Genomic DNA, 25,053 nt, shown 5'->3' on the forward strand with positions numbered 1-25,053 from the left:
AACGGCGCTAGACCTTGAATTGGCGCAGCAAGCCTTCGAGTTGCTCGCTCAGGCTACGCAGGTGCGCACTGGCCACGCTGGACTGTTCTGCCGCCAGCGCCGTGCTGTGGGACAGCCCGGCGGCCTGGGTCACGTTCTGGTTGATGTCTTCCACTACGTGCGCCTGTTGCAGGGTGGCGCTGGCAATCGAGGCGTTGAGGCCGTTGAGGTTTTGCAGCGCCTGACCGATGGCGGTGAGGCTGGCACCGGCCTGGCCGGCCTGTTCGATGGTCAGTTGCGAGGCGCTGTGGCTATCGCTGATGACCTTGACCGCGGCTTCCGAGTGACCTTGCAGGCGCTCGATCATCGCCTGGATTTCAGCCGTGGATTTTTGCGTGCGCTGGGCCAGCAGGCGCACTTCATCCGCGACCACGGCAAACCCGCGCCCTTGCTCGCCGGCCCGCGCGGCTTCGATCGCGGCGTTCAAGGCGAGCAGGTTGGTCTGGTCGGCGATCGAGCGGATCACTTCGAGCACGCCGCCGATCTGGGTGCTTTCACTGGACAGGGTACGGATCACTTCCACGGCCTGGCTGATGGTGGTGGACAGTTGGTCGATCTGTTGCAGGCTGCTGTCGATATTGACTTGGCCCTGCTGTGCCTGGGCCTGGGCGTCGCGCATTTCACTGGCGGCGTGCTCGGCGTTTTTCGCCACGTCCTGCACGCCGTAGGTGACTTCATTGATCGCGGTGGCCACCAGCTCCATCTGCTGCGACTGTTGCTGGCTGCGGTCATGGGCCTGGGAGGCGTTGTTGCCCAGCTCGGTGGACGACTGTCCCAGGGCATTGGCGCAGACCTGCAATTGGCTGACGACCTGGCGCAGCTTGGCGGTAAAACTGTTGAAATGCTGGGACAACTGGGTGACTTCGTCCCGGCCGTGGGTGTCGAGGCTGCGGGTCAGGTCGCTTTCGCCGCTGGCGATATTGCCCATGGCGTTCACGGCTTCCTGCAATGGCCGCACGATGCTGCGCACGATCAGCGAGACCAGCAGGGCCATGACCACGGCGATGGCCAGGCCGATGCCCGACGCTTTCCACACCTGCACATTGAACTCGGCCTGGACATCATCCACATACACGCCGGAGCCGATGATCCAGCCCCAGGGCTCGAACAGTTGGATATACGAGGTCTTCTCAACCGGTGCGTCGGACCCCGGCTTCGGCCAACGGTAGCTGATGATCCCGGCGCCCTTGGTCTTGGCCAGGCTGACGAACTCGTTGAACACGGCAAAGCCGTCCGGGTCGCGGATCGCCGAGAGGTTCTGGCCATCGAGCTTGGGGTTGGCCGGGTGCATGATCATCACCGGCGTCAGGTCGTTGATCCAGAAATAATCGTCATGGCCATAGCGCAAACCGCGCACCGCGCTCAGGGCTTGTTTTTGCGCAGCTTCGCGGGTCATGACGCCGGTGGTTTCGAGGCTGTGATAAAAAGTCAGGATTCCGCTGGCGGTCTGTACCACGTTCTGGGTCTGTTGGCGCTTGGCCTGATAAAGGTCGCCATGGATCTGCTTGAGCATCAGCAAACCCAGGGTCAGCAGCATCAGCACGGCGACTATCAGGATCAGCCAGAGGCGCCGGCTGATCGACATATTGCGCAAACTGTTCATCGTCCTGTCACTCCGTGCTTTTTATAATTGTGGCCGTCGCATCGACATTTCCGGCTTGTCTGATAGGCTTTCGGCCTGAAATTGGAAAACCTGAGTACTGCCTGATTTTTCACAGATTTTTTGCAGACCGGCGTTGAATCTCAACACCGGGCACTTTAGTGCGCTCGTTGTCAGTGAACCATTAAAAAGACTAGCGAGGCTTGCCGTAGCGCAAGACCTTTGGGGGAAGTATGGATTTGTGGACCGCCGCACAGGCATTGATACTCGGCGTGGTGGAAGGACTGACAGAGTTCCTGCCCATCTCCAGCACAGGCCACCAGATTATCGTCGCCGACTTGCTCGACTTCGGCGGCGAACGTGCCATGGCGTTCAATATCATCATCCAGCTCGGCGCGATCCTCGCGGTGGTCTGGGAGTTTCGGCGCAAGATTCTCGACGTGGTCACCGGCCTGCCGACCCAGCGCAACGCCCAGCGATTCACGCTCAACCTGTTGATCGCGTTCCTGCCGGCGGTGGTACTGGGGGTGATTTTCGCCAACCTGATCCACCATTACCTGTTCAACCCGATCACCGTGGCCACGGCGCTGGTAGTGGGCGGCATCGTCATGTTGTGGGCCGAGCGCCGCCAACACGAAGTGCATGCCGAGACCGTCGATGACATCACCTGGAAAGACGCGCTGAAGGTGGGCTTTGCCCAGTGCCTGGCAATGATCCCCGGCACCTCGCGTTCCGGCTCGACCATTATCGGTGGCCTGCTGTTCGGCCTGTCGCGCAAGGCCGCCACCGAGTTCTCGTTCTTCCTGGCCATGCCGACCATGGTCGGTGCGGCGGTGTATTCGGGCTACAAGTACCGTGACCTGTTCCAGCCGGCCGACCTGCCGGTGTTCGCCATCGGCTTTGTCACCTCGTTCATCTTCGCGATGATCGCGGTCAAGGGCCTGCTCAAGTTCATCGCCAGCCATAGCTATGCGGTGTTTGCCTGGTATCGGATTGCCTTCGGCCTGCTGATCCTGGCAACCTGGCAGTTCGGTTGGATCGACTGGGCAGCGGCCAAGGCATGACGATTCAACACCCGCGCCTGAAGGCGCTGATCTTCGCGTTGTTGTGCGCGGCGCCGCTGTTGGGGTCGGTGCTGGTGTGGCAGCGCGGTGAAACGGTGATCCCGCTGGTGGCCTATGGCGTGGTCAGCGTGGTGGCGTTCTTTTTGTACTGGAACGACAAGCGCAAGGCGCGCACCGACAGCTGGCGCACCCCGGAAAACATCCTGCACGCCGTCGAGCTGGCGGGTGGCTGGCCGGGGGCGTTGATTGCCCAACAGGTGTTCCGCCACAAGACGCGCAAGGTGTCTTACCAGGTGCTGTTCTGGGCAATCGTGCTGTTGCACCAGGTGTTCTGGCTGGATCAGTTATTCCTGGGCGGCACCTTGGGTTCAATCCTCTAGCAACAACCCGATCTGCGTGCGCTTGGGCAGCTTGCTCACCACCAGCTGGTGGGAGCGCTGCAACAAGCCACGCAACTCCTCGGCGCCCAACGGGTAGGGCGTGTTCATGATGATCCACTGTGCGCGTGCCAGGTAGGGCGCCGGGTGGATGCCTGGGCGATCCACGTGGCCGAGGAACAGGTCTTTGTCGACCTTGAACGCCAACGAGTCACCGCGCAGGTGCTGCACGGCGAACATCTTGTTGCCGGCGATCGAGAACACCCGTACGCCGCCCCACTTGTAGTCTTCCCGAGCGCCCGGCAGGCTCAGGCAGAAGTGTGCGACTTGTGCTTCGGTCATGTTCATAGCAAGCGGTCTCCACAGTCTTTGAAGCCTTCTTCCAGGTAGTCGATCCAGGCACGAATGGCCGGCAGTACGCCGCGCCGATGCGGGTACACGGCCTGCAGCCAGCCGCCTGGCAGCGACCACTGTGGCAACAGCTGTACCAATCGGCCGCTGGCCAATTCCTCTTCGCAATACATCATCGGCAGTACGGTAAAGCCGAGCCCCATGATCGCGCTGGCCTTGCGCACGATAAAGTCGTCGATGCCCAGCCGCGCCTCCATCACCAGGTCCTGGGGATTGCCCTGGGGGTCGAGAACGCGCAGGTGCACCATGCGGTCGGCTTCCAGTGCGCCGAGTACCGGCAGTTGCTTGAGGTCATCAAGGTCGTTGACCTGCCGGCTGCGCATGAACTCGGGGCTGGCAACCAACACGGTCTGGGCCTGGCGCAGGCGCTTGGTCACCAGCAGCGGGTCTTCATCGCCCAGCTCGCGCACGCGCAGGGCCACGTCAATGCCTTCGGCTACCAGGTCCACGCGACGGTTGACCAGGGTCATTTCCAGTTGCACCAACGGGTGGGCGGCGAGAAACCCGGCGACCAGTTCCGGCAGGATATGTTGGGCCATGCCCACCGGGCAGCTGACACGCAGGCGCCCGCGGGGTTCGCTGGACATGCTGGCCACGGCCTCATCGGCCATTTCCGCTTCCAGCAGCATCGCCTGGCAATGGCGCAGGTAGCGCTCGCCGACGGCGGTGAGGGTCAATTGCCGCGTGGTGCGTTGCAACAGGCGCGCGCCCAAGCGTTCTTCCAGCTCGGCAATGCGCCGCGACAGGCGCGATTTTGGAATTCCCAGCAGGCGTCCGGCTGCCGCAAAGCCGCCGGATTCGACGACTTTGGCGAAATAGTAGAGGTCATTGAGGTCTTGCATGATGGGCCTATTGTCCTGTCAGTGGGACGAACTATCGCATTTCAACCACCTTATCGGCTATTGGTTTCATGCGTAGGCTTAACACCATCTAATCCTTACCGCTGACCTTATTTGGAGCTTTCCCATGAAACTGTTGCATATCGATTCCAGCATCCTCGGTGACAACTCGGCTTCCCGTCAGCTCACTGCCGGCGTGGTCAAAGCCTGGCAAGCGGCTGAGCCGGGTGTGGAAGTCACCTATCGCGACCTGGCCAACGAAGGTATCAGCCACTTCTCCGGCGCGACCCTGGGGGCCCTGGGGACTGCCGCTGACCTGCGTGATGCTGCGCAAAAACACGAGGCTGACCTGAGCGCATCGACCCTGGCTGAATTCCTCGCCGCCGATGCTGTTGTGATCGGTGCGCCGATGTACAACTTCACCATTCCGACCCAGCTCAAGGCCTGGATCGACCGCATCGCGGTTGCCGGCCAGACCTTCCGTTACACCGAAGCCGGCCCGGAAGGCCTGTGCGGCAACAAGAAAGTCATCATCGTCTCCACGTCCGGTGGCTTGCATGTTGGCCAGGCAACGGGTGTAGCCCATGAGGAATACCTCAAAGTCATGCTGGGCTTCCTCGGTATCACCGACATCGAATTCGTCCGTGCCCACGGCCTGGCGTACGGCGACGACGCTCGCAGCAAAGCCCTGAACGACGCCAACGTACTCATCAACGAACAATTGTTCGCCGCCGCGTAAGGCTTGTGTAAATTTCGCCGTTGACCGGTTTCAATCCGAAGCCGGGCGCCTAAACTCTGTATTCTGATCGCCTGAAAAGTGATCGGAGTACGGAGTTTTTTCGTTTGCGCGCAGTCTTTACTTTGGCCCAGGTTATGCAGCATGGGTATCTCACTCGGTGCGAGTACCTTGAACCATGGACTTTTCAATCAGACATGCCGCGGGTGTTGAGCGTGGTTGCACAGCAAAGGTGGACATCCTCATGATGCGTCTTTGTGCTGTTTTGGTTCTTTCCCTGCTCGGCGGCCTGGTTTCAGTGCACGCCGCACCCGCCCCGCACCCGCATTGGAGCGTGGGCTTCCATCGCATGACGTTTCTCGATCCGCTGGATCTGCAGCCGATGAAAGCCGTTGCGTTCTACCCCTCCACCGACGACGAGCACAGCACGCAGCTGGGGCCTTATCGCGTCGCCGCCACCGAAGATTCCAAGATTGCCATCGGCCGCTTCCCGATGTTGATGCTGTCCCACGGCAACACCGGCACGCCGCTGGCCCTGCATGACCTGGCCACCTCCCTGGCGCGCAAGGGCTTTGTGGTGGTGGCGGTGCTGCACCCCGGCGACAACTACAAGGATCACAGCCGCCTGGGCACGGTCAGCAACCTGTATGGGCGGCCGATCCAGATTTCCGAAGCGATCACCGCGACCCTGGCGGACCCCATGCTGTCACCGTTCGTCAACGTCGATCAGGTGGGGGTCATTGGTTACTCGGCCGGTGGCGAAACCGCTTTGATCCTGGCGGGCGCCAAGCCTGATTTCGACCGCCTGCGCCGCTATTGCCAGGAGCGCCCGGAAGACCGCGATGCCTGCACCACCAAGGGTGAACTGGTGGTAGACCGCGATGACCTGCAGCCGCAATCCGATCCGCGTATCCATGCCTTGATGTTGATGGCGCCGCTGAGCTTGATGTTCGGCCGCCACACCCTGGCCGATGTGCATGTGCCGGTGCTGCTCTACAGCGGCGACGGCGACAAGCTGGTGGCGGTGGACAAGAATGCCGCCGCCCTGGCGCGCAAGCTGCCGGAACCGCCGGACTTCAAGCTGCTGGCCGGGGCAGGGCACTTCGTATTCATGGCGCCGTGCGACAGCGATCAGTTGGCGTTGATGCCGGCGATCTGCACCGACGCCGATGGGGTCGACCGCGAAGGCATTCACCGCGACCTGATCTCCGAGGCCGGTCGCTTTTTCAGTCACACCCTGGGGCAGTCCACCCGCGCCGGTTTGCAGACGGCCGATCAGTAAGCGCGGCGCTTGAGCAGCAGGGTCACGCCCAGCGCCGTGACTGACAACAGCGCCGCGCAGAAGAAGATCCAGCCGTAACCCAGGTTCAGCGCCACGGCGCCCATCAACGGCCCGGCAATCGCCAGGGCCAGGTCGAAAAACACCGCATAGGCACTCAGCCCCGCGCCCCGGCTGCTGTTGGGCACCTGCTTGATGGCTTCCACGCCCAGCGCGGGGTACACCAGCGACAGACCGAAGCCGGTCAGCCCCGCACCGATCAGTGCCACGCCAGTGGACGGCGCAAGCCACAGCAGGGTCAGGCCCAGGGTCTCGATGATCATGCAGGCGATCGCTGCCCTGAAGCCGCCAAACCGGCTGATGGCCGAGATAAACACCAGGCGCGAGACAATAAAGCACACACCGAATACCGTCAGGCAGTAGGCCGCGCCTTGCCAGCCGCGATTGAGGTAATACAGGGTGATAAAAGTGGTCAGGGTGCCGTAGCCGATCGAGGCCAGGCACAGGCTGGCGCCAAACGGTGCGATACGCCCGAATACTGCCCAGAACGGCAGGCGCTCGCCACGTACCACCGGCACCGAAGGTTTGTTGCGGATCAGCAACATGCCCAGGGCTGCCAGCGCCGACAGCGTGACCCCTAGGCTGGTATAGCCGTACTCGGCAACCATCACCACGCCCAGCGGCGCACCGATGGCAATGGCGCCATAGGAGGCGATGCCATTCCAGGAAATCGAGCGTGCGGTGTGCTCGGCGCCAACCTGGCCCATGCACCAACTGATGGTGCCCACGCCGATCAGGCCCTGGGCCACGCCGAGCAACAAGCGCCCGGCAATCAGGACGCCCAGGCTCAGCGCCGGCAGGCTTTCCATCAGTGTCGCGACAAACGTCAGCACGCCACTGACCAGGATACCGGCCAAGCCCAGCACGATCGCACGCTTGGTGCCCACGGTATCGGACATGCGCCCAGCCATGGGGCGGCTGAGCAGGGTGGCCAGGTACTGCGAGCCGATGGTGACCCCGGCCACCACGGCACTGAAGCCCAATTGCTCATGCACATAGCCTGGAATCACCGCAATCGGCAGGCCGATGCAGATAAAGGCAATGAAGGTGTAGAAGACGATGGAGACGATCTGCAGGGTGATCGACAATGAGCTGGGGGTGGCGGCAGGCATGGGTGCTCGTTCGCGGGCGGGCGGTGAGCGCATCATGGCAAGGGCTTGGGGGAAAAGGAAGCAGCCTAACTAATTTGGCTGATGAATAGGCTTGCCGGGGGCAGCGTGAGTTTGCTGTGGCGAGCGGGCTTGCTGTAGTGAGAGGGTTCGCTGTGGCGAGCGGGCTTGTTGTGGCGAGCGGGCTTGCCCCGCGTTGGGCTGCGAAGCAGCCCCAATAAAAAAACCGCGTTCTGCCAGGCAAAACACGGTGTTTGGTTTTAGGGCCGCTTCGCAGCCCAACGCGGGGCAAGCCCGCTCGCCACAGCGAGCCCGCTCGCCACTTCAGGTCGCTGCTTTTAGAACACCACGCCTTGGCTGCGCAGGTAGTCGTCGTAGGTGCCGCTGAAGTCGATCACGCCGTTGGCGCTCAACTCGATGATGCGGGTGGCCAGGGACGATACGAACTCACGGTCGTGGCTGACGAAGATCAACGTGCCGGGGTAGTTTTCCAGGGCCAGGTTCAGCGCCTCGATGGATTCCATGTCCAGGTGGTTGGTCGGTTCATCCATGATCAGCACGTTCGGCTTTTGCAGGATCAGCTTGCCGAACAGCATGCGGCCTTGCTCACCACCGGAGATGACCTTGACCGACTTGAGGATCTCATCGTTGGAGAACAGCATGCGACCCAGGGTGCCACGGATCACTTGCTCGCCTTGGGTCCACTGGCCCATCCAGTCGAACAGGCTCATGTCGTTTTCGAAGTCACTCGCGTGATCCTGGGCGTAGTAGCCCAGTTCTGCGGCGTCGGTCCACTTGACGCTACCGGCATCCGGGGTCAGTTCGTTGACCAGGGTACGCAGCAGGGTGGTCTTGCCGATACCGTTCGGGCCGATGATCGCCACGCGCTCGCCGGCTTCGACCTGGAAGCTGAAGTCCTTGAACAGCGGCTTGCCGTCGAAGCCTTTGGCCATGCGATCGACGATGACTGCCTGGCGGTGCAGCTTTTTGGTCTGTTCGAAACGGATGAACGGGCTCACGCGGCTCGAAGGCTTGACCTCGGCCAGCTGGATCTTGTCGATCGCCTTGGCACGGGAAGTCGCCTGCTTGGCTTTCGAGGCGTTGGCCGAGAAGCGGCTGACGAAGGATTGCAGTTCGGAGATCTGCGCTTTCTTCTTGGCGTTGTCCGACAGCAATTGCTCGCGGGACTGGGTCGCCACGGTCATGTACTCGTCGTAGTTGCCCGGGAACAGGCGCAGCTCGCCGTAGTCCAGGTCAGCCATGTGGGTGCACACGCTGTTCAGGAAGTGACGGTCGTGAGAGATGATGATCATCAGGCTGGAGCGCTGGGTCAGGATGTTTTCCAACCAGCGGATGGTGTTGATGTCCAAGTGGTTGGTCGGTTCGTCGAGCAACAGCACTTCAGGATCGGAGAACAGCGCCTGGGCCAGCAATACGCGCAGTTTCCAGCCAGGGGACACTTCGCTCATCGGGCCGAAATGCTGTTCCAGGGGAATGCCCAGGCCCAGCAGCAGCTCACCGGCACGGGATTCGGCGGTGTAGCCGTCCATCTCGGCGAATTCGGTTTCCAGCTCGGCCACGGCCATGCCGTCGTCTTCGCTCATTTCCGGTAGCGAGTAGATGCGGTCGCGCTCGGCCTTGACCTTCCACAGCTCCTCGTGGCCCATGATCACGGTGTCGAGCACGGTGAATTCTTCGTAGGCGAACTGGTCCTGGCGCAGTTTACCCAGGCGAACATTTGGTTCCAGCATGACCTGGCCGCCGGACGGATCGAGATCGCCGCCGAGGATTTTCATGAAGGTCGACTTGCCGCAACCGTTGGCACCGATCAGACCATACCGGTTGCCGGCGCCGAACTTGACCGAGACGTTCTCGAAGAGCGGCTTGGCGCCGAACTGCATGGTGATGTTAGCTGTGGAGATCAATTACTTTACCTATCAATAGCTTAGAGTGCGCTTATTTGAACTGGGACCAATTTGGGACCAATTTGGAGCTTTTCCATTTCGCCCCAATCTGAGCTTGAGTTGATCCAACGCGCATAAGTCGAGAGCAGCATCTGCACGCTATGGCCGAGCTGCTGGGAGATGAAGGCGGGGTTCATGCCAGACATAATGCATATTGTCGCATAGGTGTGACGACAGTTGTATGGCGGCCGACGACGGATGTTCAACGCCTTCAGCGTCGGAACCCATTGCTTATGCAGATCCGACGTCTGCTTCACGTACTCCGAATTCTTTGATGGCGGGAAAATGAAGGGAGTTTCCAGCACTTTCCCTTTGCCATTTTTCCGACGTTCCGCGTACTCCCTGGCAAATTTCAGGGCATGCAGGGCGCGGTCATTCAACAAAACGAAGCGGTCACTGCCCGTTTTCGTGCGCTCAACCACTTCCCCCAAGGCGATCCCGCGGCACACGTGGGCCGTCCTCTTCTCTTCGTCTACCGCATCCCAGCGCATCGCCAGCGCTTCAGATAGACGCATCCCTGTGAAAAACACAAACTCAAAAAATGCCGCATAAATCGTACTGGGCCAGTGATCGTGCTCGTACATCTTCGCAATGATCTGGTCTGCTTCTTCCAGCGTGAAGGGGTCAATCTCCTTCTTGCTGCGCTTGGGCAGCTCGAGGATTGCCGCTGGATTCTTCGGGATCAGCTCCTCGGACACGGCTGAATTCAGGATGGTGGACAGCTTCGAGATGGCGTTGCGCTTAACGCCCGGCGACTTCCACTCATTGGCTGCCATGACTCGGCGGAGCAGGGTAGTGGTGATCAGGTCGATCCTTACCAGGGCCAGGCCGGGCATCCAGTACCTGTTCAGCGCTCCCTTGTAGTTCCCCTTCGTGCCGGCCACCACCTCACGGCTATCCAGCCAGAGTTGTGCATACTCGCCGAAGTTGATCTTTCCGCCGGCGAGGTTGCTGGAACTGGGGAAAAGCTCGGCGTACTTGTCGTCGTCGAGCAGCCCCAGCTTAATCAGCCCCTTTACCTGATCAACAACCTGTGAGGCAGACTTGATTCCTTTCTGTGTCGGGGGATAGGGGAGCGTTTCACTCCGCCGGCTGCCGTTCCACATAAATCGGATGCGGATCGATCCGTGGTGGAGGTCCATTCCTGCGGGCAAACCCATTGGCTTTCGAGCCATTCGTAGTATCTCCTGATGCTGTACAAAACGCGGCTGCCTTGCTTGTTCCAGACGCCGAGGGGGATTTGGTTTCGGGCTCGCTTGGAGCGTAGGGCGGCGAGGGTGGTGCCGAGGATTTCGGCCATTTTCGCCTCGGGGACCTTGTCGCCCGTGATGCCGTCGTTGAGCTGTTCGGCTGCTGACATTGTTCTCTCCGCGCCGCGCTGGGCGGCAGAAGGTGGGTTAGAGGGTCAGGCCCTTTCGCAGAGATCCAGGCCGATCTGGCTTACGCGATCGACACAGGCGGGGTTTAGCCAGATGCATTCGGTCCGGTTCGCGGTGCCGCGCCCGGCGCTGATGCGGGCGGATGTGCTGTAGCTGGCCCAGCCGGGCAGCAACTCCGAGTACAAGTCGCTCGGGTATCCCGAAAGCACGACCATTCCTTCTAGCTCGAGCAGGACGCCGAGCAGTTCACGGTGGGCGGTGTCGTCCATCTCGTGTTTGTAATATCGACCGCTGGATGCGCCCTTGTACCTGGTGTCGTGCACATAGGGCGGGTCGACGTAGTGCAATGTCTGCGGCCCGTCGTGCGCATTGATGACCTCAATCGCGGGCCGGTTTTCGATCAGCACTCCGCTCAGTCGCTGGCCAACCTCGGCGAGTTGCTCGGGGTAGGTCGCCCAAAGAGACTGGGCGGTGCCGTACTGACGCTTGGTATCGATGCGAAATCCGGTTACGCCCTTTGTGGCGCCGGCCGAGCCGAACCCCATTTGCGCCCTGATGATTGTTCGTCTTGCGCGCTCGATTGGTTCGGCGCTCGACTCCCATGACAGCTCGAACTCTTCGCGGGAGTAGGGCGTGAATACCAGGCGCTCGACGAGTCCCGATCGCGAGCCCTGATCCTGCAAAACCCTGAACAGGTTCACGATGTCCCCGTCGAGGTCGTTGTACACCTCGGCATACGATCGAGGCTTTTGCATCAGGACGCCGGCGGCGCCGCCGAACGACTCGACGTAGCAAGTGTGCGGCGGGAAATGTTGCAACACCCACGGTGCAAGCCGGAACTTGGCGCCGTGGTACCGGATTACCGGGGCGGTGATGGTCATAATTATTTTCCAGGCGTTCGCCCGCCGCTCACCGGCAGGCATGTAGGGGAATTGGTTTATCGCCGCTATAGCGGCTTCTTTTGAAGGGAGGATTTATTTGAAATCGACCCTGGACTAGATCCAGAGGTGTGCTAGAAATGATGTGTCGCGCTTGTATTTCAGATATGTGTTGTTGAAGTGCTTATCCGACTGGCGCTCTATCAAGTCATTGGAGCGCGCTCTTCAAGCAGTGGGCAGTGAATCAGTGGACCGAAGTAGTTAGCTGAGAGTTAAACAACTCCCTTCCTCTGGGCTAGTAACTCAACGCCTTGGTCCGCTGGTCACATCCTTGCCCAGTCGCTCGTAGATGAAGACGTAGGCGAACCAGAGGATGGCGATCATGGCGTCACCCGCTTGAATTCGACCACCCAGACCCACGGGTTGGCATTCCAGTCGCCGCCAGTGGACTCCCACAACTCCCGCCAGGCGGCCGGGTACCAGTCTCGGTAATTCGGTGATACGTCATCGCTTGCCAGTTCCGGGGGGCATTGCAGGCCTTCCGCACGGATATCGGCGCGGCTGATGTCCTGCAACCGCTCGACGCGCACGTCGGTGATCTCCAGCAGGATGCGGCAGGCAGCCCGAGGCATGTGGATGCTGGGCGTGTACTTCAGGCCGAAATCTTTCCGTGCCTCGTCGCTGTGTGACCCAGGGCGGCAGTCGGCAGCGTACGCGTAGCGCTGGAGAGGGCCGTCCGGGTCTGGTCGATGCTCAACACCGGTGCCGCGCAGGTCGATGAACGTCTCGCGCACCCACAGCCGGTCGCCTTTCCGGCCGTACGGGCATCCGCCGTACATGGCAAGCTCAGCGGCGCATTCTTGTTCAGTCGCGCCAAAAGCGGCGAAGCCATAGCGTGGATGGTCTTGAACGACGGCAATCCACTGATGCTCCGGTGAGTCGGACTTACTACGGCTCGGGATCTGATTGCCTTTGACCGGGCGGCGCGTGACTGTCTTTTGTCCGGACAGAATCGCGCGAACCATTGCACCGTTGAAAAGAATAGGCCGCTCTTTATGGAACGGCTCAGGCGCCGGACGCGGCTTCGCCATTTTCGCCTGGCATCGCATGCAGCTTACAAGTTCACGGTTGTGGGTGCCGTCCCACTCAACTTCGGATTCTTCGTTCAGCCCGCAGGCCGAGAGCGACCAGCGCTCATTGTCCTGGGTGCAACCTGAGTCGACGATCAGGTGGTTTTTCCTGGCCATGGGTCGTCCTTGCCGCTATAGCGGCTGACTTTGAAGGGGGAGAGGATTAGTATGCAGGCATCGCACATCGGTGGATGTCACACCACATTTAGCCTTTGGCTGACTAAGTGGTGCTCCTCAAAGGGAGCAAAGCTAATAACTTACACTTAGCGAAACTAATGAGGGGAAGCATTGCAATGCAAGGAAAGGAACTCAGGGCGGAGTTTGAAAAGGTTAGGGGTACATACGACTCTTTTTCTGAAAAGGTCAAAGAATTAATCAAAGGTTTTTTAGAAGTTCAGAGTGTAACCGTGCATTCAGTATCATCTCGATGCAAAACACTCGACAGCCTTGAATTGAAGGCGCAGAAGAAAATTGATAAGGGCTCCGAGTACGCTGATCTAAAAGCCGTCACAGACTTGGCGGGCGTGCGGGTCATTACTCACTTTGCCAGTGATGTTGATCAAATCGCAAAAATTGTCGAGCATGAATTCAACGTTGACTTTGCCAACTCCATCGACAAAAGAGTTGCGCAGGAGCCAGACAGATTCGGCTATACATCCTTGCATTACGTAGTAGAGTTGAACTCTGAGCGATTGTTTCTTTCTGAATACTCAAAGTTTGTGAATGTTAAGGTCGAAATTCAGATTCGCTCAATTCTTCAACACGCTTGGGCGGAGATCGAACACGACATCGGTTACAAGGCGAATGAGGAGGTTCCGAACGAGGTGAAGCGGAAATTTTCTCGACTCTCCGGTCTGTTAGAGCTTGCAGATGAAGAGTTCATGGACATCCGGAATAAAGTCGATGAATATGCTGAAAGTGTGCGAAATGCGGTCGGTATTGAGCTTGGGAAAATCGCCATCGATAAAACGTCACTGGATAGTTTTGCTGTTTCAAATAATGTCGTTGTTGCCTTGGATAGAGAGATTGCGCAAATTCTCGACGCTACGATAAGTGAACCCTATTTCTTACCGCAAGAGTTTGAAGTGTTTAAGTTGTTCGGGGTCAATACCCTTGATCAGCTTGAGACAATGTTACGTACTCATTACTCGGACGTGTTGTTGCGAGCTAATGATATTGCGAGCAATAGTGACGATATATCTTTTAATCTTGCTTCGGGTATTTGTATTTTCTATTTGTTTCAGGTTGTTGCAGGAAAGACTCAAGATAGGGGGTGGATTGAAAGGTATGTCAGTACGATGGGTCTAGTGGATGATCCTAATTTTATAGAGTACTTGATGAAGTTCACCTGATTTGTTGTGACTAACAAGTTTTCTGCGCTTAGGCAAATTAAATCCTTGGAATAAATCAGCCGAGTTCGGAATCATCAACGTTGGGCCCCGTCTTAACGTCAAATTCACGGTGGATCGGTAGGTTTTTCGGTGGGCCTACGGCGTCCTTTGCCGGGCCATGCCCGGGCGGTGGAGTGGTGCAGTTACGCTGCGTGTGCTTGGCGTTGCTCGGCGCGCCATGGGTCGTTGGCGCGTGCCAGCGCAGCCATCGGCGGCGGGCTGACGCTGTTGCCGCACATGTGCACCTGCTGAGTCTTGGTGAACGGCTTGCCGTCGGCGCCGTGGCTGATGATGTAGTCGGCCGGAAAGCCCTGGGCCTTGTACAGCTCAGCCGGTTTCAGCATCCGCAAGCAAATGTCGACAATCACGTAGGGCGTGCCCTTGACCATCACGGTGACCATGGCGAGGCGGTCCTTGGTGGTGATCGTCGGCGTGGGCGAGTCGCAAGCGCTGATGTTCTCGGTGCCGTAGTAGCTGATCAGGAACGCCGCGACCCGCAGGGCACCCGCCTCATGTTCCGGTGACAGGGTGAGCGACACCAGTGAACTCTTGCCGCCGCCACCGGCGGTGATGGTCGGCGCCGGATCATCCAGGCCCTGGCCCACGCTGCCGCCGAATGCCCGCTCCATGAATGCCCGCTCCATGAATGCACTGACCAGCCCGTGGTGCTGGCCGCCGGCGCTGACCGTGTGCAGTGGGTCTTTTACGTCCCGCGCATCGCAGTTACCGCGCAGGTGCACCAGGTTCGCCACTGCGAGTTGCTGTTGGCTACCGGTGTTGGTCACCGTGGTCATGGGTTCGTGCATGCCCTTGGCGTGCGTGGTGTTGAATCCCCCGTTGGCCTGGATCATCACCGCGGTGCTGACGGATTGGCCGCCGCCGCTGGCAGTGACAGTACCGATCGGCCCGCAGATGTCGTTCACCCCGTGGGAGCGGCGCTTGTTTGCGCCAGAGCCCTCGCCGTGCCCTGCCTGGACGATGCAGGCGGAAGCCAGCGCGCGGTGGTTCTGGGTCATTAGCGTGCCCACCGGCTGGTCCATGCCCACCGGCTTGCTTGAGTACTCCGGGCCACCGGCCCCAACCATCAACGGGCTGATCAGCGTCAGCTCGCCCCGGTTAGCGCAGGTCACCGTCGGTAGAGGGTCGAGAGGGTCATTGATGCGATCGCTACCCTGATGCGTTGCCGGGGCAATCACAGGGCTGACCACGGAGAAGGCGCCGCCCTTCGGATAGGAGGTAATCGTGCGCAGCGGCTCGACGGCCGACTGCACCGTCTCGCCTGACCAGTTGGCGATCGGCACAATGAACGGCGCTGCGCTGTCGATGACGAACTTCTTCATGCCCTTGGCAACGCGCCGCAGGGTGGCCGGGGCCAGGTCCTTCTTGCGGCCGAAGATGCTCTTGCCCAAGTCGGTGAAGTCGATGCAGTCGGCGGCTGTTTTCCACTTCTGCTGACCCTTGGTGGGGTTCTTGGCGTGGGTTGGCTCAGGCCACACAATCGGCTGCCCGTCGCACCGGGCGATCATGAACAGGCGTTCCCGACTGGTCGGCGCGCCGAAGTCGCAGGCCTTGATCACCTTCCACTCAACGACGTAGCCCATGCCTTCCAGCAAAGCCACGAAGCGGCGCCAGGTGCGGCCGCGCTGCTTCGGATCCGGGATCAGGAATTGTTGGCCCACCGGTACGACTTCGCCAGGTGCAGCAATAGTGCCGTCCAGCTTGACCACGCGGCCTGTTGCCTTGTCGCGCTTGGCGATCAGTCGGCCCCACTGCAGGATCTGTTTAACGTTCTCCAGGCTGATCACCCGGGGGCGTTTCTTGCCTCCCCACTTGAGCCCAATCCACGAGAGGTTGCGGATCTCGCGCTTGCGCGGTTGGCCGCCGGCAGCCTGGCTGTGGTGCGTGCAGTCAGGCGACATGTGGAACCAGCCGACGGCCTTGCCGCCGCACTCGGTGTCCGGGTCACCCTCGAACACGTCGGTGGTGAAGTGCTTCGCACCTGGGTGGTTCACGGTGTGCATGCTGATCGCTTGCGGGCTGTGGTTCTTCGCCACATTCACGGTGCGGCCCAGGCCCATTTCCAGGCCGGTCCCGGCGCCGCCTCCACCGCAGAAGAAGTCGACAACGATCTCATCGTCCTGAGGGTTGAAGCCGAGTCCGTATTGGGTTTTGAAATCGAAGGGGTGTTTCTTCTGTTGTGCGGACATAGTGGATCCTCGCCGGTATAGTTCCGGGATCTACAGGGGAGTGGGTTATGGATTTTGTTACGGCATGGCAAGGCTTTTTAAGCTGGGTAGAGCTTCACCCTGGCTTGGCGTCATGGGTGCAGGCATTTGGATCGATAATTGCAATTGCCGTTGCAATTCGACTGGCCGGGAGTGAAAGGCGCTATAAGTCCGTACTAGATAAAAAGGCTCGCATTGAGGCTATAGAACGATCCATTCAGGCTAGCGAGTTCGCACTGAAAGTAGCTAAAAACACATTTGAGTTTTTTACGTGCAACTCAATTGCAAGAAGCATGATTCCTCGATTTATGCGAGTTATTGATCAGGCATCGAGCTACGTTGATGAAGCCCGAGCAGGCCCTTTAGTGGATAGTCAAATTTCAGCCGCGGTCATGGAAGTGAAGAATGCACTCGTTGACATCAAGAGCCTCACATCTTCTTGGGCGGATAACGAGGACAATGATTACTCCCATGAGATCGAGTTTTTTGATGCGAACATCAGGCGAATAACAAATGCAACAATCAACCTTCTGGAGATGCAGACCGACGCTCGAAGAAGACTGAAGTGGTGGTGGCCTTCTGACTAGAATATTTGGGCGAGAAAATCTGCGCCTGCCCCGCCGGCTAGCAGGATTCGTTGATATGGGGTATTACGGGTGACCGGCATGGAGCCGGATCAGGGGTGAAAATGGCATTCGATAAACGAACCCAAAGGTTCATCAATGGGCTCGACTCGGCAAAGTCAAAAGCCGCGGCAGATGGCATCGAACTGACTTCGGACGAAGCTGCGAAGGCTGCGATGAAGAGAGCCCTAGGCGCGAAGAAAGGGAAAGCCCGAAAGAAGAAGGGCCGCGGCGGATCGCCGTTTCTGCCAGGTAGTTTCGAAAGCTCATCCAGGTAGGCGCCGCCCATTAATGGGGCGGCGCTGCAGTTGGGATCAGGCACCCGCGCGCTTGAGCTGCTCTGTCAGTTGAGTGGGCAGCCCGCGCATTGTCAGCGTGCCGCCTGCTTCGTCGAACTTGATCTTGTCGCCCAGCAGATGCGCTTCGAAGCTGATTGACATACCCTCAGCTCGGCCGGTGAAGCGCCGGAATTTGTTGAGGGTCTTCTTGTCCGGCGGTAGGGTCTCCGAAATTCCGTAGTCCTTCGCCTTGATGAAGTCGTAGAAGCTCTTGGGCCGGTCTTCGTCGATCAGGCCCGATAGCTCGTCGAGGGTGATCGGCTCGCCCAACTTAGCCTGGGCCATGGAGTAGCTGACCAGCGTATGCGTCTTCTCGCGGGCCGCATCTTCGACCATGTCCTCGCTATCAACGAAGTCGCTGAACGCCTTCAGTAGCGTGCGGGTTTCGCCCGGGGCATCGATCCCTTCCTGGCAGCCGATGAAGTCGCGGAAGTATTCGTTAAGCTTCCGGACCTGTTTGCCCTTCAGGTAAGAGATGTACTGTTTCGACTGCTTGTTGGTCTGCCATTCGCTGATGTTGATGCGTGCGGCCAGGCGGATGTGATCTAGGTCCAGGCGCTTCATCGTCATCAGGGCCAGCTCTTCGGTCATGGTCACCGCTTCGGTTTCCTGCACCAGGGCAATGACCAGGTAATCGGTCAGGCCTTGTTGGTAGTGGCAGAAGAGGGCGTGCCCACCGGTGGTGAGGTTCGACTCCTCCATCAGCTTGGTCAGGTGTTCGACGGCGATGGTGCTGAACGCCAGGAAGTCGGTGACGCCAGCCAGGTACTTGCCGAGCCAGCCGCTGAAAGGGTAAGCGCCCGATTCCTGATGAAAGAACCCCCAGCCCTTGCCGGCGGTGGCGTTGTAGCTTTCATTGAGTTGGCTCATCAGGTCGTCGCGGGCCTGACTCTCGACCTGCTCGGATACACCCAGGAACAGAACGGCCGGGCTGCCGTCGGGCTTCTTGTCGATCTTGTGGATGACGCTATGGCGTACAGGCATTTCGTTTACCTCAGGTAAGCGCTGCCCTCCGGTTACCGGATGCAAGCGCCGATTATTTAAATTTGGTGTGAGTGCGCAATGATGGCTATATGATTTCCATCATTTTTGAGGGGGCGGAACGTGACTATCAAAGGACTTCTTGAATCAAGTGCTGTGTTCGCGATAAGGGCTATGTGGATTGCCCTAATAGTTGTTCCAGCAAGCTGGATTCTCATTGAAACTTTATCCAAGGTTTTTTCTTTGTCAGGTCCAGAGAGCACTGCTGCCGCCGCGTGGACGCAGGGCATAGGGTCGATCCTGGCGATCATTGGGGCGGGAATATTTCCGTATTGGCATCAGTCTCGCGTCGAGAGTCGAAAAGCGGATCGACTGAGGAGCATAGTTTTGATGTTAGCCAGAAATCAGCAAGAACATCTGCGCTTGCTACACAGTACTTTGTTCAATGCCCAAGAAGACTTTGGACACAAGACGATCAGTCCCTACATTGAAAATGAGTGGCCAATGAAATGGCCCGCACATACTGAAGCGCTTCGTGCAATACCGATTGCAGATCTAGATGCAGGGCAGGTTTACATGGTAAATGAGCTAAAGGTGGGCGCTGATTACGCCTGGAGAATTTGTAAGGATTTAGAGAACTGGAATGTTCTGGGTGATCGTGAACGCTCAGTTATTGTGCGACTTAATCACTACTGGGAGATGGCTAGATTGACAGTTGCATTGCTTGATAAAGGCCGTGAGCCTATCAGTTCGGCTCGATAATTTCGTCGCCGGGATCTTTCTGGATGACGAGAAGGCTTTTATTGAGAAATTCCCGCGCCACCTTTTCCGAAGGTTCGAAAACGTGGCGCGGTGGATTGAGTAGTGGCTGGCACCTGGTGGCGCCCATGGCGTGAAGGTGATGAATCATCAGCGTCATCGCCTCACCTTGCTCAGTAATGCCTGACCACTCCATCAGGTCGGCCAGTGCCTGGCGGGTGCCGGGGCGAACCCTGAGCCTCAGTTCTTCCTCGGCAAGTGCCACACGCTTCCTGGCAGACTTGGCCGAGCGTTCTTTCTGGGGTACTGCTGCCATGGCCTACCTCTTCTATTCCGCTGGCCGGCAGTGCGAGCCAGGTTTGACGTTTGCGTTGCTGGATGCGGGCTATGCGGCGCATGAATCAACCTTCACCTGGTGCCAGGCGCCGACGGCTTCGAAGATCCGAGCGGCGTGCGCTTCGTCCAGCGATATCGCTTCGGGAATGGCGATCCAGCCGGAAGCCACCATCTGGCTTTGGTTGGCCTCGTCTCGCAGTTTCTTATAGCAATGCTCGATCACGTCTTCCAGGTGGTCGGAGAGGTAAACGCCATCTGGCGCTACCTCCACCGACTTGCTGTAGCGGTCACCGCGGGCGTCGATGCAAAGCGCGCTGAGGTAGATCGTCCACCGGTGGGGGATACCGCAGATGGCCTGGCCAATCTTCCCCGGCGCGATGTTCTTCAGCGACTTGTAATTGATCATGCCCTGGCGGCCGCTGGGGTCGATATTGACCACCGCGACGTGATTGGCAGCCAGCAGCGACCGGCATGAACGGTCAATGCGGGCTTTGAGGTTGTGCGGCTTGCGCTTGCTCATAGGGCCTCCGCGAGTTTGCGCAGCGCCTTACGTTCTGCCGCTGTGATAGGCGGCTTGCGGCGCTTGAGGATGGTTTCGGGGTCGATCTTTTCCGAGCGCTTGGCCGGGTCTGGATTGATCGCCGGACTATCGCCAATGGTGAGTTTTCCGCCAGCGGCAAGGTGCCGTTGTACCTGACTGTATGGACCGGACACATGGTTGACGGGTGTGCGGGGACATGGTGGACACTTTTCGGCGAGCCAATTTCGCCGGAAAGCCATCATGCCCTGGGACACGAGAGATGCCATGAGCCTGAAAGAAGAGTTTGTTGCCTTAGCAGGGCAACCCGGCAGCAACAAACGAGAACTATGCCGACGGTTCGGTATCAGTCCGCAGACGGCTTACAAGTGGCTTAACCGCTACGCGACGCTCGGCCATTCAGGGCTGCAAGATAAATCCCGAAAACCGGCTACCAGCCCCAAGCTGACCACGCCGGCCCTGGAAGCGCAGGTCATAGCGCTCAGACAAGACCATCCAGCATGGGGTGGGCGCACGATCAGCAGCCTCTTGAAAAAGCAGATTGCTCCCAGCACCGTTACCAATGTCCTGCACCGGCACGGGCTGATTCAGCCGACTACGAAGGAGCAAGAGGCAAAGCTGAGGTTTGAACACGAGGCGCCCAACAATCTTTGGCAGATGGATTTCAAAGGGCATTTCCCGACGCAAGAAGGCAGATGCCATCCCCTGACTTTACTGGACGACCATTCACGTTTCAGTTTGGCTATTCAAGCTTGTGATAACGAGCGTGGAGCCACGGTGAAAGAAAGGTTGACCGAGGTATTCCAGCGCTTCGGATTACCGGCTCGCATCAACGTTGATAACGGACCGCCTTGGGGCTCTCCACGTAACCCTGGTGAAATCACAGAGCTGAGTATCTGGTTGATTCGTCTGGGTATTCGGATCAGTTTCAGCCGCCCTTACCACCCACAAACCAATGGAAAGATTGAGCGTTTCCATCGCTCACTCAAGGCCGAAGTACTTGAAGGGCGTCAGTTTTCCACGCTCAAGGAAGCTCAAGCAGCATTTGATCGGTGGCGTGATGTTTATAACCTGCAACGGCCCCATCAGGCGCTGGACTACAAGGTGCCTATGGACCGGTATAGAGCCAGCCCATGGGCTTATCCGCAACAGTTACCAACCTTTGAGTACGGACCGGACGACGTATTAGCCAAGGCTTATCACAGCCGTTTTCGTTTTCAGAAACGCTACTTCAGCATCGCCAAAGGTTTGGCTGGGCATCACATCGCAATACGGCCCAACACTGAAGGTGATGGACTGTTTGACGTGTTTTTCTGCCATCACTTCCTACGAACGATCGACGTGAGCAAACCTGACTATGGTCCATAATGTGTCAACCATGTCCCCGCACATGTGTCCACCATGTGTCCGGTCCATACAACCTGACTGGAAAGCTCCAGCGCTTTTTCGCGCCGGAACTCGATGTCTGATTTGAGGTTGCTGATCATGCTGCCGCCTTGGCGAGTGTCACCCCGGCCATGCTGAAGGTTGATCCCTGCGCCGCGACCATCGCGTCGAGCGCTTCCCAGTTGACCGAAAGGACGCTGATCGGCGCTTGACCATATGCCACGGCTTTCACCAGGGCCTCGAAGTCCGTCACGTTGGCCTGCAGCGTTACCTGCCCCACCGCTTGGCTCGATACTGGCTTTGCGGCCTGGGCCACGGGGGCCGTCGTCTGGATCGGCGCGGCGCGGACAGGCTCTGGTGTCGCCGCTTTCTCTACGACCGGCTCTGGCTTGATGGCTGCCAAGCGTTCCGCTTCCTGCTCTTCGGCGATACGCTTCGCTTCGGCCTTTTCTCGCTCCACCTTCTGGTGTTCGGAGATTCGGAATTTGATCAGCGTCACCAGGTCGTCGTTGGCCTTGGTAACCAGTTGCTGCACATCGCTGAACAAGAAGGCGTGATCAACGGCGAGCTCAGCCAAACTGGTCAGGTTCAAACGAATGCTATCGGCTGCTTGGCTTGCGTCGATCTTCGCCCGGGCCAGCTCGGTATCAACTGCATCCTGAAGGCTGGCGATAGTGCGCTTGCTCTTCATGGCGCCGGCGAAGTCCGAAACGACATGAGGCAGCGTGACTTTGCCAAGGGTCTTGTTGATTGCGGCTATGTGATCCGCCAGAGCGCGCTCGGCTTTTTGCTTGATGTTGGTCTTCACCAGCAGCTCTTGAGCCTTCACCAGCTTGTCGACCTTCAGGCGCGTCTCGCGGGCATGCGCACTGATGCGATCCAGCGACGAAAACAGCTCGTCGATGCTTTGGGTCTGCGACAGGGCCTGTTTCTTGGCAGCAGCGACAGCCTCCTCAACGTCGCCGCACCACTTGACCGCCTTCTTCGCGTCGGCGAAGTCCTGGTCCGTAGAGAGTGTGGTTTTCACCGAGTCGATGACCGCCAGGGCCGAATCTTCAAACACCTTCAGGTTGCTGGCGGTGACCATGCCGGTCAGCTCGATGCGCAGGGCTGGCAGCTCATCAGGTGCCTTGCCGACGACGATTGAAGGTGTGTCGGCCATCTCGAAGTTGGCCAGGTCTGCCTCGAACTGTTTCCAGCCTTCGAGCAACTGGGCCGCTCGCCCAGCGACGGGCCGGTACTCCATGTGCACGAAGTTTTCCGGCGTGCCATCCGAACAAACAAAGATCACTCGCTCGGCACCGCTCACCAGCAGTTGCTGCTCAAGCTGCCAGTAGTAGTGCGGCGCCAGATCGCCAGCTTTCACCTGGGCCACGACCGACTCATTCCACAGCTTGTGCTCGAACAGGGTCTCTCCGAGCATCGTGGCGCCGTCCATGGAGGCGAGCAGGTTGCCCTCGGTAGCAACGATCGGATAAAGCTCTTCGCCGATCAATGCCTCGGTCAGTGGGCGCGCCAGGGCTTCGGTTGCATGTCCCTTGTCGAAGACAAACTGCTGAGAGGGTGTGACGTCTGGCGTGATGCCCGTCTTCTTGGCGATCAGCAGGTCGGTGCGGGATTGGTACTTCGAGGCGCCCATCATTGCTGGTGCTTCTGAAGCGGTGCGGTACTGAGCGCGGAGGGCAAGCCACTCGGCGGAGCCTTGAGCTACGTTGTGAATTTTCATGCTGCGTCTCCATCGAGGGCTTTGAGGTTGGTGATTGTTTCGATCTGGTCATCGCGCAATGAGTACTTACTGATGACGTTGGAAATGATGTGCTCGGGGCTGGTGCGACCGGCGTCGATAAGCGGCTGCCACTTTTCGATGTTTTCAGCCAGCAGTTCGTCGGGATAGGCAGGCTTGGCGTCCGATTTTGGTGGCGCCTGCCGCGCCGGTGAGACGTCTTTGGCGGCGTCCTCGAATGTCTTGCCTTCCATCTCGTCTGCCGTTGGTGCAGATCCGACTTCGGGGAATGCTTTGCGCAGGGCCTGTGCCTCGGCGCACTTTGCAAGCTGGGCAAAGGCTCGACGCTTCCACATGGCGTTGGGCGCCGCAGTGTCCTTGCTGGCTGTTGCGTAGTTTTCGATCCAGCGCTCGTTGGCTGTGTATTCGGCCACCAGGCCGTTGCTCATCTGCCGCTTGACCGTCACGCGGCACCATTCGGGATACGTGACTTCTACACCACTCAACTTCGCAGTCACTGGAGGGCCATATTCTGGTTCGCTGATCCCGGCGTATTGGCCGGTGCGCGCCGCTTGAATGCGGTACAGGCCGATGCCTGGCATCACCGTGTCCTGCATCTTTTTTGTCTTGGAGTTCCAGATCGGGACGATGTGCACCGGCTTCAACATCGGGTCCAGGTGCGCGGCCTGGCAGTAAGCCAACACCATCACGACTGAGTTCTTTTCGGCGCCGGGGTAGAGGCTGCTGCTCAGCACTTCAACGAGCGCGGCCTCCGACATCGCAGGGGTGTTGTCGTCCTGCTTCATTACTGCGGACATGGGGATTCCTTGCCGCGATGCTCGCAGCGATTGAAGGTGTTGGTTATTGAGTGATTCGATCAGCGAGGGCGCTGAGCAATATCAGGAAGATGCAGAGGGAGAGGGCAGAGAAAGAGCCGCGCCAGATAAGCATGCGCCTGGTGCGCTGGTGGGGAGTCAAGGCCGAATCCTCACCGCGATGCGACCGCCCTTCATGGTTGGCGCCAGGCGCTTCGGTAGATCCCGCACCAGGTCCTCACGCTTGCGGCCGATGAGCTCGTTGAAGGGAAGGCCGAAGCCCAGGATGGCGATGCGGCGCTCGATGTCGTCGAGCTGTTCGTCGATCAGCGATTTAACAGGTGCGGTGGTCATGCTGCCTCCTTGCGGCGCCGGCTGGTCTTCAGCAGCCAGGCGCTGTAGTGGTGGAACTCTTCGGCGTTGATGGCGCCGGTAGTGAAGTGGCGGACAATCAGGCCTTCAGCCAGCGACTCGGCCAGGTCTGTTGTGTCCGGATGCTCAAGCTCTAGCAGGGCGGTGGTTATCGCGACGTGCGGGCTCATAGGCCGGCATCCACGTCGTCTTCTGCCTCTTCCCGCTCTGCTGCTACCGCGTCGGCGGCGTAGGGCCGGAGCAGGTCCATGGCGAACCTTTCAACCGTTTCGACTGGGCGCTCATTGCCCAGCAAGTCCGCTGCATGGCTGCGCGCTTCACTCTGGCTACCCAGGATCGCTGACAGGAACAGGCGGGCGAACGAGTCACGCTCGTCAAGTCCGTCGATCTGGCGCTGATTCAGGATGCCTTGCAGGTAGGTGCAGAACCGATCAAACGTCACCACCTGCGGCTGGCCGTGGCGGCGCTTCCACTTGATGTCGACACCGCACACCAGGCGCTCCGCCGAATGCTCAAGCCAATCGGTTACCTCGTTGCTCTCGCTGATCTCTGGAGGCAACTGAGCGTCGTAACGCTCCTGGCATATCTTCAATGCTGCGTTCATAGTCGCCTCCAAAGTGGCGAGTTGTTCACCTGTATTCGTCAACACTCATGCCTCCCGCTGGTTGCCGATGGGCGCGGGGGAGGAGTGCTGACGTAAT

General features: G+C 59.0%; 25 protein-coding genes. 8 read left to right on the forward strand and 17 right to left on the reverse strand.

The window, feature by feature from the left end:
• Nucleotides 1-7: 7 nt before the first annotated feature.
• The gene (locus AB7933_RS15905) at nucleotides 8-1,642 is read right to left on the reverse strand and encodes a methyl-accepting chemotaxis protein (protein ID WP_024075217.1); all 1,635 of its coding nucleotides are present in this window, start codon (nucleotides 1,640-1,642) and stop codon (nucleotides 8-10) included.
• 230 nt (nucleotides 1,643-1,872) lie between these two features.
• Here AB7933_RS15905 and AB7933_RS15910 point away from each other — a divergent pair, with 230 nt between their 5' ends.
• On the forward strand, nucleotides 1,873-2,703 hold the full coding sequence (locus AB7933_RS15910) for an undecaprenyl-diphosphate phosphatase (RefSeq protein ID WP_024075218.1): 831 nt from the start codon (nucleotides 1,873-1,875) through the stop codon (nucleotides 2,701-2,703).
• Nucleotides 2,700-3,083, forward strand: coding sequence for a DUF1294 domain-containing protein (locus AB7933_RS15915; protein WP_024075219.1), 384 nt, complete (start codon nucleotides 2,700-2,702; stop codon nucleotides 3,081-3,083). Before AB7933_RS15910 ends, AB7933_RS15915 begins: the two co-directional genes overlap by 4 nt.
• On the opposite strand, the gene AB7933_RS15920 is transcribed toward AB7933_RS15915, so the two are convergent.
• Together AB7933_RS15920 and AB7933_RS15925 are read right to left on the reverse strand one after the other, a co-directional pair.
• A complete protein-coding gene (locus AB7933_RS15920) occupies nucleotides 3,072-3,428 on the reverse strand; it encodes an MmcQ/YjbR family DNA-binding protein (RefSeq protein WP_024075220.1) in 357 nt (118 codons plus the stop codon). The two genes, AB7933_RS15915 and AB7933_RS15920, sit on opposite strands and share 12 nt — an antisense overlap.
• The gene (locus tag AB7933_RS15925; protein ID WP_024075221.1) at nucleotides 3,425-4,333 is read right to left on the reverse strand and encodes a LysR substrate-binding domain-containing protein; all 909 of its coding nucleotides are present in this window, start codon (nucleotides 4,331-4,333) and stop codon (nucleotides 3,425-3,427) included. The genes AB7933_RS15920 and AB7933_RS15925 overlap by 4 nt, the downstream gene beginning before the upstream one ends.
• A 124-nt stretch (nucleotides 4,334-4,457) precedes the next feature.
• Here AB7933_RS15925 and AB7933_RS15930 point away from each other — a divergent pair, with 124 nt between their 5' ends.
• Both AB7933_RS15930 and AB7933_RS15935 read left to right on the forward strand, forming a co-directional pair.
• Complete coding sequence (locus tag AB7933_RS15930; protein ID WP_024075222.1) at nucleotides 4,458-5,069, forward strand: FMN-dependent NADH-azoreductase; 612 nt, start codon at nucleotides 4,458-4,460, stop codon at nucleotides 5,067-5,069.
• A 241-nt stretch (nucleotides 5,070-5,310) separates the two neighbouring features.
• Complete coding sequence (locus AB7933_RS15935) at nucleotides 5,311-6,348, forward strand: alpha/beta hydrolase family protein (protein WP_024075223.1); 1,038 nt, start codon at nucleotides 5,311-5,313, stop codon at nucleotides 6,346-6,348.
• Here AB7933_RS15935 and AB7933_RS15940 read toward each other — a convergent pair.
• The 5 genes from AB7933_RS15940 to AB7933_RS15960 all read right to left on the reverse strand — a co-directional run bounded on the left by AB7933_RS15940 (nucleotide 6,342) and on the right by AB7933_RS15960 (nucleotide 12,982).
• Entirely contained in the window at nucleotides 6,342-7,517 is a 1,176-nt protein-coding gene (locus AB7933_RS15940) for an MFS transporter (protein WP_024075224.1), read from the reverse strand. The genes AB7933_RS15935 and AB7933_RS15940 overlap by 7 nt on opposite strands.
• A gap of 335 nt (nucleotides 7,518-7,852) precedes the next feature.
• Entirely contained in the window at nucleotides 7,853-9,439 is a 1,587-nt protein-coding gene (locus AB7933_RS15945) for an ABC-F family ATPase (RefSeq protein ID WP_024075225.1), read from the reverse strand.
• Between the two features lie 20 nt (nucleotides 9,440-9,459).
• Nucleotides 9,460-10,653 carry a tyrosine-type recombinase/integrase gene (locus AB7933_RS15950; protein WP_024075226.1) on the reverse strand — a complete coding sequence of 398 codons (1,194 nt, stop codon included), beginning with the start codon at nucleotides 10,651-10,653 and terminating at the stop codon, nucleotides 9,460-9,462.
• Nucleotides 10,654-10,883: 230 nt separating this feature from the next.
• The gene (locus AB7933_RS15955) at nucleotides 10,884-11,738 is read right to left on the reverse strand and encodes a DNA adenine methylase (RefSeq protein WP_024075227.1); all 855 of its coding nucleotides are present in this window, start codon (nucleotides 11,736-11,738) and stop codon (nucleotides 10,884-10,886) included.
• 377 nt (nucleotides 11,739-12,115) lie between these two features.
• Nucleotides 12,116-12,982, reverse strand: coding sequence for a hypothetical protein (locus AB7933_RS15960; protein WP_024075228.1), 867 nt, complete (start codon nucleotides 12,980-12,982; stop codon nucleotides 12,116-12,118).
• A gap of 176 nt (nucleotides 12,983-13,158) precedes the next feature.
• Here AB7933_RS15960 and AB7933_RS15965 point away from each other — a divergent pair, with 176 nt between their 5' ends.
• The gene (locus tag AB7933_RS15965; protein WP_024075229.1) at nucleotides 13,159-14,217 is read left to right on the forward strand and encodes a GTP pyrophosphokinase; all 1,059 of its coding nucleotides are present in this window, start codon (nucleotides 13,159-13,161) and stop codon (nucleotides 14,215-14,217) included.
• Nucleotides 14,218-14,399: 182 nt separating this feature from the next.
• On the opposite strand, the gene AB7933_RS15970 is transcribed toward AB7933_RS15965, so the two are convergent.
• Complete coding sequence (locus AB7933_RS15970; RefSeq protein WP_024075230.1) at nucleotides 14,400-16,463, reverse strand: DNA cytosine methyltransferase; 2,064 nt, start codon at nucleotides 16,461-16,463, stop codon at nucleotides 14,400-14,402.
• Nucleotides 16,464-16,510: 47 nt separating this feature from the next.
• On the opposite strand from AB7933_RS15970, the gene AB7933_RS15975 reads away from it, so the two are divergent.
• On the forward strand, nucleotides 16,511-17,068 hold the full coding sequence (locus AB7933_RS15975) for a hypothetical protein (protein WP_024075231.1): 558 nt from the start codon (nucleotides 16,511-16,513) through the stop codon (nucleotides 17,066-17,068).
• Between the two features lie 350 nt (nucleotides 17,069-17,418).
• Here the strand turns inward: AB7933_RS15975 and yejK are convergent, their stop codons facing one another.
• Nucleotides 17,419-18,426, reverse strand: coding sequence for a nucleoid-associated protein YejK (gene yejK / locus AB7933_RS15980; protein WP_024075233.1), 1,008 nt, complete (start codon nucleotides 18,424-18,426; stop codon nucleotides 17,419-17,421).
• 120 nt (nucleotides 18,427-18,546) lie between these two features.
• Here yejK and AB7933_RS15985 point away from each other — a divergent pair, with 120 nt between their 5' ends.
• Nucleotides 18,547-19,185: a hypothetical protein gene (locus tag AB7933_RS15985; protein ID WP_144113504.1), complete on the forward strand. Its 639-nt coding sequence runs from the start codon at nucleotides 18,547-18,549 to the stop codon at nucleotides 19,183-19,185.
• On the opposite strand, the gene AB7933_RS15990 is transcribed toward AB7933_RS15985, so the two are convergent.
• Both AB7933_RS15990 and AB7933_RS15995 read right to left on the reverse strand, forming a co-directional pair.
• Entirely contained in the window at nucleotides 19,169-19,498 is a 330-nt protein-coding gene (locus AB7933_RS15990; RefSeq protein ID WP_024075235.1) for a hypothetical protein, read from the reverse strand. The two genes, AB7933_RS15985 and AB7933_RS15990, sit on opposite strands and share 17 nt — an antisense overlap.
• Before the next feature lie 69 nt (nucleotides 19,499-19,567).
• A complete protein-coding gene (locus tag AB7933_RS15995; protein ID WP_024075236.1) occupies nucleotides 19,568-20,038 on the reverse strand; it encodes a hypothetical protein in 471 nt (156 codons plus the stop codon).
• 261 nt (nucleotides 20,039-20,299) lie between these two features.
• Between AB7933_RS15995 and AB7933_RS16000 the strand changes: the two genes are divergently transcribed.
• Nucleotides 20,300-21,424 (forward strand): IS481 family transposase, encoded by a 1,125-nt coding sequence (locus tag AB7933_RS16000; protein ID WP_024073683.1) that lies wholly within the window; start codon nucleotides 20,300-20,302, stop codon nucleotides 21,422-21,424.
• Nucleotides 21,425-21,539: 115 nt separating this feature from the next.
• On the opposite strand, the gene AB7933_RS16005 is transcribed toward AB7933_RS16000, so the two are convergent.
• The 5 genes from AB7933_RS16005 to AB7933_RS16025 all read right to left on the reverse strand — a co-directional run bounded on the left by AB7933_RS16005 (nucleotide 21,540) and on the right by AB7933_RS16025 (nucleotide 24,956).
• On the reverse strand, nucleotides 21,540-23,168 hold the full coding sequence (locus AB7933_RS16005) for a YqaJ viral recombinase family protein (protein WP_024075237.1): 1,629 nt from the start codon (nucleotides 23,166-23,168) through the stop codon (nucleotides 21,540-21,542).
• Nucleotides 23,165-23,971, reverse strand: a complete 807-nt coding sequence (gene bet, locus AB7933_RS16010; protein WP_041160923.1) for a phage recombination protein Bet — start codon at nucleotides 23,969-23,971, stop codon at nucleotides 23,165-23,167. Before bet ends, AB7933_RS16005 begins: the two co-directional genes overlap by 4 nt.
• A 168-nt stretch (nucleotides 23,972-24,139) precedes the next feature.
• Nucleotides 24,140-24,334, reverse strand: coding sequence for a hypothetical protein (locus tag AB7933_RS16015; protein WP_024075238.1), 195 nt, complete (start codon nucleotides 24,332-24,334; stop codon nucleotides 24,140-24,142).
• Entirely contained in the window at nucleotides 24,331-24,522 is a 192-nt protein-coding gene (locus AB7933_RS16020) for a hypothetical protein (RefSeq protein WP_024075239.1), read from the reverse strand. Before AB7933_RS16020 ends, AB7933_RS16015 begins: the two co-directional genes overlap by 4 nt.
• On the reverse strand, nucleotides 24,519-24,956 hold the full coding sequence (locus tag AB7933_RS16025) for a hypothetical protein (RefSeq protein WP_041160924.1): 438 nt from the start codon (nucleotides 24,954-24,956) through the stop codon (nucleotides 24,519-24,521). Before AB7933_RS16025 ends, AB7933_RS16020 begins: the two co-directional genes overlap by 4 nt.
• Nucleotides 24,957-25,053 lie beyond the last annotated feature (97 nt).

Origin of the sequence: Pseudomonas gorinensis (genome assembly GCF_042015035.1) — a bacterium.
In the GTDB taxonomy this organism is placed as follows: Bacteria; Pseudomonadota; Gammaproteobacteria; order Pseudomonadales; family Pseudomonadaceae; genus Aquipseudomonas; species Aquipseudomonas gorinensis.